Origin of the sequence: Fructobacillus tropaeoli, from assembly GCF_016860625.1 — a bacterium.
Taxonomy (GTDB): domain Bacteria; phylum Bacillota; class Bacilli; order Lactobacillales; family Lactobacillaceae; genus Fructobacillus; species Fructobacillus tropaeoli.
Map to the genome: position 1 here is coordinate 430,233 of NZ_BOJU01000001.1, position 6,236 is coordinate 436,468.

Annotated in this window: 9 protein-coding genes; all 9 read right to left on the reverse strand. The window is 44.2% G+C overall.

Annotated features, from left to right (window positions below; genetic code table 11):
- Positions 1–148 precede the first annotated feature (148 nt).
- On the reverse strand, positions 149–934 hold the full coding sequence (locus tag FT12353_RS02080; protein WP_203617780.1) for a metal ABC transporter permease: 786 nt from the start codon (positions 932–934) through the stop codon (positions 149–151).
- Positions 927–1,649, reverse strand: a complete 723-nt coding sequence (locus tag FT12353_RS02085) for a metal ABC transporter ATP-binding protein (protein WP_203617793.1) — start codon at positions 1,647–1,649, stop codon at positions 927–929. Before FT12353_RS02085 ends, FT12353_RS02080 begins: the two co-directional genes overlap by 8 nt.
- Before the next feature lie 69 nt (positions 1,650–1,718).
- A complete protein-coding gene (locus tag FT12353_RS02090; protein WP_047975277.1) occupies positions 1,719–1,949 on the reverse strand; it encodes a Veg family protein in 231 nt (76 codons plus the stop codon).
- Between the two features lie 94 nt (positions 1,950–2,043).
- Positions 2,044–2,934, reverse strand: coding sequence for a 16S rRNA (adenine(1518)-N(6)/adenine(1519)-N(6))-dimethyltransferase RsmA (gene rsmA, locus FT12353_RS02095; protein WP_203617795.1), 891 nt, complete (start codon positions 2,932–2,934; stop codon positions 2,044–2,046).
- Positions 2,918–3,502, reverse strand: a complete 585-nt coding sequence (gene rnmV, locus FT12353_RS02100; protein WP_203617804.1) for a ribonuclease M5 — start codon at positions 3,500–3,502, stop codon at positions 2,918–2,920. The genes rsmA and rnmV overlap by 17 nt, the downstream gene beginning before the upstream one ends.
- Positions 3,495–4,289: a TatD family hydrolase gene (locus FT12353_RS02105; protein WP_203617806.1), complete on the reverse strand. Its 795-nt coding sequence runs from the start codon at positions 4,287–4,289 to the stop codon at positions 3,495–3,497. The genes rnmV and FT12353_RS02105 overlap by 8 nt, the downstream gene beginning before the upstream one ends.
- A 143-nt stretch (positions 4,290–4,432) precedes the next feature.
- Positions 4,433–4,843 (reverse strand): transcription antitermination factor NusB, encoded by a 411-nt coding sequence (nusB, locus tag FT12353_RS02110; RefSeq protein ID WP_203617808.1) that lies wholly within the window; start codon positions 4,841–4,843, stop codon positions 4,433–4,435.
- A complete protein-coding gene (locus tag FT12353_RS02115; RefSeq protein ID WP_203617810.1) occupies positions 4,843–5,292 on the reverse strand; it encodes an Asp23/Gls24 family envelope stress response protein in 450 nt (149 codons plus the stop codon). The genes nusB and FT12353_RS02115 overlap by 1 nt, the downstream gene beginning before the upstream one ends.
- Before the next feature lie 78 nt (positions 5,293–5,370).
- Entirely contained in the window at positions 5,371–5,931 is a 561-nt protein-coding gene (gene efp, locus FT12353_RS02120) for an elongation factor P (RefSeq protein WP_047975283.1), read from the reverse strand.
- Between the last annotated feature and the right edge of the window lie 305 nt (positions 5,932–6,236).

The window sequence follows — 6,236 nt, forward strand, 5'->3', positions numbered from 1 at the left end:
TTTGTGGGCAAAAATACTGCCCTTTCCTCCTCAGAGTAATAATTTCCATCCCGACTATTATAGCATAAAACCGGAGTTAAAAACGAACATTCGTTTTTAACTCCGGCGTTTTTTAATATTTGTTACAAAAAAGCTGACCTAATGCACTTTATTCCTTAGCTAACCATATTGATAGCAGATAAATCAGCACTTCAATCCCAGCAATAAAGGCAGAGGTTGGCAGATTCGTGACATAAGCCAAAGCCAATCCTGCCCAAGTTCCGAACAAAGCGAAGAAGACCGATAGAGTCATCAAACGGCCAACAGAACCCTGATAATAGCGGGCAGATGCTGCCGGCAAAGTGACCAAGACAAAGATTAACAAGGAGCCAACTAGTTGTGATGAAATGGCCACGGACAGTGCCATCACCACCAAGAAAAGGATTTTCAACCAGGTCTTTTGCCCTCGTGAAAGTAATAGTCCCGCCTCATCAAAAGCCAGTAAGCGCAATGGCTTGTAAAACAAGAAAATCACGATGAAGACACCCAGGGCCATCCCCGCCAAGATTAACAAATCAGTATGTGAAATCCCAAGAACGGAACCGAATAAAATGCCGGTTGCTGCCGAATTGGCAGTGTGCCCCAGCGCCAAGAAAAGAATTCCTAAGGCAATGGCAAAGGCTGATACGGCAGAAGTCACGTTATCCTGGCGGACCTTGGCGTTCTCCAATCCCCCGATTGATAGCGCAGCGAGGATTGTAAAAGTAACCATCCCCAAAAGTGGTGGCCAGCCAATAAAGAAACCAAAGGCTGCCCCGGCAAAAGCAATTTCACTTAAAGAATGACTCAAAAAGTTATATGAACGAGCGACCACAAAAGTTCCCACTATTCCAGCAACAATTGAAATCACTGTGCCGGCAATAAAAGCGTTTTGCATAAAAACTTGATCAAGCATGGTTTACCTCCTGGCGGTGTTGTGAAGCAGCCGTGTCTGACAAATCAGCTGCCTGGCCACCCTGAATCTGGCCGTCATGTAGCCAAAGGTAACCATCAGCATACTCTTTAACCCAAGAAGTATCATGCGAAATCCACAAAACACCAATTTGCCGACTTTGTTGTAGAGCCCGGACGCTCTTAACGAGTGCCAAAGCGTGATTAGCATCCAAAGCAGCCGTTGGTTCATCTAGAATCAACAAATCAGGTTCTTGGACTAGAGCCTGGGCAATATAAGCCCGTTGCTTTTGCCCACCAGAGGCATCCGATAGCCGTAATTCGGCTAAATCGGCTAAGTCAACTTGCTTCAAGGCCTGGTCGATAGCTGATTTTTCATGGGTATTCAGCCAGGGACGCAAGCCCGACTTCAACCCTAAAGCAATAAAGGAGCGAATCGTCAGCGGGTAATCGTCTCCCAGGTCACGAAACTGTGGTACGTAGGCCAAGCTCTTACTGTTGACCTCAATCGTCCCCTTCTGTTTCTTGTTTTCATGGCCAAGATGTTTTTGACCAATGACCTCTTGGATTAAGGCCTTAATTAAAGTTGTCTTGCCAGTCCCATTTTCACCAACAATGACGGTAAAGCGGTGTTCATCAATTTTAAAGGAAACGTCCTTTAAAATCACGCGATCACCAAAGGCAGCGGTAAAGTTTTTAACAACAATCTGCGCACTCATGGCATTCTCCTTTTTCATTTTAAAACCAGCCCAACAAAAAAAGCCCTGACGGGCTTTTTATGTATTTCCTTAATCGGCAAACGTGATGTCCACGTTATTCGTTAAGACGTCTGTGTAACTGTATGAAGCACGCTCAAAATCAGCTTCTTCATCCAGTTCAACCACAAACAGTGATGGGAAAGTAGAACGCAAGATTCCGGAACGCTCCGTAAACTTCTTACGACCTGCCTGAGAAACTACAGTGACTGTTTCGCCTATGTGCGCGTCCAAGCGCGACTTAATATCTTCCAAAGTTGACATTTTCGACCGCCTTTCTCATTAAACAAGAATTATTATAACACATTAGTAACAAAAGTTCAATATTAGCAAAAAATGCGGTTTTCAGCGTTAACAGTTAACCTGCGTAGAATCCCTGTTCCATCAAGGCTAAATACAAGTCCGTTAATTGATTGAGGGTTAATTTTTCAGCTCGAACCCCCGGTTGAATATTCGATTGGTCTAGAGCTTTTGTTAACCGCCCCTTGATTTTTTCCTCTTTGCCGAAACGTTGCAAGAGGTTATTCCAAAGCGACTTCCGTCGATGGGCAAAGGCCGCCTTGACCAGTGAGAACAGCTGCTCAGGGTGATCAACCGATTGGTCAGGTTCTCTTGGTGCGAGAGAAACCACAGCTGAATCCACATTTGGTGCCGGATTAAAGGCAGTTCGTGGCACTTTCAACGCAGTCTGAACATTAGCGTAGTAAGACAGAGTAATGGACAAAACACCATATTCCTTCGTCCCTGGTTCAGCCGTTAAGCGGTCAGCCACTTCCTTTTGCATCATCACTACTAGGCGGGACCAGTTAATCTGTGCCTGCAATAAGCCTAAAAGAATTGGTGTCGTGATGTAATATGGCAAATTAGCGACCACCTTGACAGAACGCTCCGACCCAAAATGTTCAGCTAACGTTTGCTTTAGATTAACCTCTAAGACATCATCGTTTTGAACCGTGACATTATCATAAGGCGCCAAGGTTTCACTTAAGACCTTGACCATGTCCCAATCAATTTCAAAGGCTAAGACTTTGTCGGCAGCCAAGGCCAAATATTCGGTTAAACCACCAATGCCGGGGCCAATCTCGACAACGGCATCTTCCTTACTCAAATCTGCCGCATCCACAATCCCAGTCAGAATGTTTTGGTCAGTGAGAAAATTTTGACCAAACTTTTTTTTGGCCCGCAGGCCATACTGATTTAAAATTGCTTGAGTTCGCATTGGATTGGCAATTTTAATTGACTTTTCCATTAATGTTTCCTTTCAAGGCTGCCACAACCTGCTCTTGCATAATGCCATAGGCTAAAAGACGGTGATACAGTTGTTTCCCATTGGCATAACCAATTTGTAGGCTTTGACCGAGCAAAATCCGTTTCTCCTTGGCGGTTGGTCCACCAACTAGGCCCAAATCGACCAGAAAGTTCCGATCGATATCAGAAGCCGATCGAGACTGGCCAACTTGCTGGTCAGCTTCCACAAGGCAGGTAGCCAAAACATCCAGGGGTGCATGCTCTACACCCAAGGATTTGTGCGGATTGTCCTTTTGCGCCCGGCCCTGGTCCTGGCTAATTGTTGCCTGGGCAACTGCTGGGACTGCTTCTGTAATTAGACGCCGGAGCCGGTTCCCATTAAAATCAGGATCGGTCAGTACGATGGCACCCCGCTTCGCGGCTGCCTTTTGAATACGCAGAATAACTTCTTCACCCAGAGCCGAACCCCTGGTTTCGATCGTGTCACAATCAACCGCTTGTCTTAAGCGCTTTGTATCCGCCTCCCCTTCCACGACAACCATCGCCTTAATTTTTCGTCGGTCAGTCATGGTTCAAAAAAACCCGTTCAGCGTTTTGCTTAGTTCGTGTTGCCAGGTCATCAGCTGACATTGAAAGTGTTTTGGCCAAATCATCAATCACAAACTTAGTCCAACCAGGTTCGTTGCGTTTACCACGATTTGGACTTGGCGCTAGGTATGGCGCATCTGTTTCCACCAAAATTTGGTCCAATGGAATAACCTTGGCTGCTTCTCGAACTTCTTCTGCTTTTTTGAAGGTCACCACACCAGAGAAGGAAATATAATAACCTAAATCAGCGAACGCCTTGGCCTGTTCTTTGGTCCCGGAGAAGGAGTGAATGATCGCTTTTTTGACCTGCTGTTCCTTCAAGACCCGGTAAACATCATCGAAGGCTTCTCGGTTATGGATAACAACCGGTAAATCCTTTTCTTTTGCCAAACCAATTTGTGCTAAAAAGGCCTTCATTTGAACATCTTTATCGGTATCAAAGTGATAATCCAAGCCGGTTTCACCTACGGCAACAACCTTATCTTGGTCCAACTGTTCGGTAAGCGTTGCAAGAGCGGCCTCATCAAAATCAGGTGTATCTTCAGGCTGATAGCCTAAGATAGCGTAAACGCCGTCTTTTTCTTTTGCAATGGCTAAAGCCCGTTCATTGCCAACCGCGTTATAGCCGACAATATTCATCTCAACTACTTGAAATTCATGTGCCCGCGCTAAGTATGCTGGCACATCAAAGTACAGTTCATCGTCATTCAAATGTGTATGACTGTCATATGATGGTGCTGGTTGTTCATTTGGATGGTAAATCGCCATGATGGCCTCCTTTTTACTTCCTCTATTTTAGCACAGGATGGCATTTTTCTTTTGAATTCGTGAGGAAGCGCCTGTTGATAAAAAAAAGACTCCCCAGTAACTTATCCCCCAAAAGCTAGGTTTTAAGCTGAGCAGTCCTCATTTTAAGCACCAACTGGTGCATAATTCTTCAAGACACCGTTAACAAACTGTGCATCTTGCTGGCTAGCAAATTCCTTGGCAAGTTCAACCGCTTCGTCCACTACAACCTTGTAGGGCGCTGGTTCTGGCATCTGCAATTCATAAACTGCGATGCGCAAAATAACGAGGTTAACCCGTGCAATTCGGTCAACCTTCCAGCCTAAGGATAAGTGTTTTGCGATATCAGCATCCAATTGTGTTTTTCGCGCTAAAACACCGTTAACCAGTTGGGGCAAAAAAGCATAATAGTCTTGATTACCGACAACTAAGTCATAGACCAAATCCATTTCAGCTTCATCTGGCGTCTTGTTGACGCAAGCAAAGAGAATCTGGACGGCCGCTTGCCGTTCTTCATGTCGTGATAATTGAGTCATTAGCTGGGCTCCTTTGCCAGGTCATGATCAAACAAATGGTCTGGTTCCAGGGTATCGTTTGTCTCATCGGGGACCAAACCGGCAATGTTCACGTTCACTTCCGTGACCGTCAAGCCAGTCAAATCAGCCAAGTTTTTCTTGATTGATTGTTGGATGGCAAAAGCCACCTTTGGTACGACAACACCATAATGCAAAACAACAGAGACGTCAAAATTCAAACCATCTTCATCGTTTTCCAGTAAAACACCCTTTGCTTTGGCAATATTGGTGAAAGATTTTGGAAAGTGGTCATAGATATTTGTTTGCATGGCCGCGACACCATCAACCTCAAGGGTTGCTGCCTGTGCAATCAATTCCAAGGCGTGCCGAGCAACCATTGTTTGCCCGTCTTCCATTTTTTCAGCGGACAGTAAAAAGTTCTTATTCGTTAAGTTGGCTTGCTTGACCATCGTTCCTCCAATCAACCGATAAATCCGGTACCAATAAATACAAAAGACTGCTTCATAAAGAAAGCAGCCCAAGCAACCTTAGGCCCGACCTTTGTAGGACCCATCCTCAGTATTAACAATGATGGTTTCACCTTCGTTAACAAAATCTGGCACTGTAATAGTGGCACCAGTTTCAACAGTAGCCGGCTTGCCTGAGCCAGTAGCTGTTGCGCCCTTGATACCAGGTTGCGTCTCCGTTACCTTTAAAGTAACAGTTGATGGCAACTCTGCCCCCAAGACTTCTGAACCATACATCGTAATCTTAACTTCCATTCCTTCAAGCATGAACTTCAAGGCTTCTTGCAAGTTATCATCTGAAATGTTGATTTGTTCGTAAGTTTCAGTGTCCATAAAGACACGGCCATCGTTTTCAGCGTACAAGTATGACATTGGGCGCGTTGTAATTTCGGCCTGTTCAAACTTATCACCAGGACGGAAGGTTACTTCGTTAACAGCACCCGTCCTCAAGTTTTTCAACTTAGAGCGCACAAAGGCAGCTCCTTTACCAGGTTTCACGTGTTGGAATTCTAATACACGCCAGATTGAATTTGAATATTCAATCGTCAAACCTGTCTTCAAATCATTCATGCCAATTGCCATGATTATGTCCCTCGTTCATAAATTTATTTCTACTACATTATAACAAATTTTTAACTATCACGCACTTTTCATTCACAAAAGTTTAGAAGTTAATACGAGTTCTTCACTTTTTAAATCCTCCCCTTGAATTACTTCCTGTCAATGCGCACTACTTGCTTAATTTCACACAAATACCAATTTTTTTATTCAATCAATATAAATAATTAATATTTATGGCAAACAATTAAAACTATTTGAATTCATTAAAAAAAGAGCGACCATTTAATTGGCCGCCCCTTAAAAAATATTCTCAAACATTTAATTCA

Excerpts from the sequence above, each read along its gene's own strand:
- FT12353_RS02080 (WP_203617780.1), bottom strand. The coding sequence starts at position 934 with ATGCTTGATCAAGTTTTTATGCAAAACGCTTTTATTGCCGGCACAGTG.
- FT12353_RS02085 (WP_203617793.1), bottom strand. The coding sequence starts at position 1,649 with ATGAGTGCGCAGATTGTTGTTAAAAACTTTACCGCTGCCTTTGGTGAT.
- FT12353_RS02090 (WP_047975277.1), bottom strand. The coding sequence starts at position 1,949 with ATGTCAACTTTGGAAGATATTAAGTCGCGCTTGGACGCGCACATAGGC.
- rsmA (WP_203617795.1), bottom strand. The coding sequence starts at position 2,934 with ATGGAAAAGTCAATTAAAATTGCCAATCCAATGCGAACTCAAGCAATT.
- rnmV (WP_203617804.1), bottom strand. The coding sequence starts at position 3,502 with ATGACTGACCGACGAAAAATTAAGGCGATGGTTGTCGTGGAAGGGGAG.
- FT12353_RS02105 (WP_203617806.1), bottom strand. The coding sequence starts at position 4,289 with ATGGCGATTTACCATCCAAATGAACAACCAGCACCATCATATGACAGT.
- nusB (WP_203617808.1), bottom strand. The coding sequence starts at position 4,843 with ATGACTCAATTATCACGACATGAAGAACGGCAAGCGGCCGTCCAGATT.
- FT12353_RS02115 (WP_203617810.1), bottom strand. The coding sequence starts at position 5,292 with ATGGTCAAGCAAGCCAACTTAACGAATAAGAACTTTTTACTGTCCGCT.
- efp (WP_047975283.1), bottom strand. The coding sequence starts at position 5,931 with ATGGCAATTGGCATGAATGATTTGAAGACAGGTTTGACGATTGAATAT.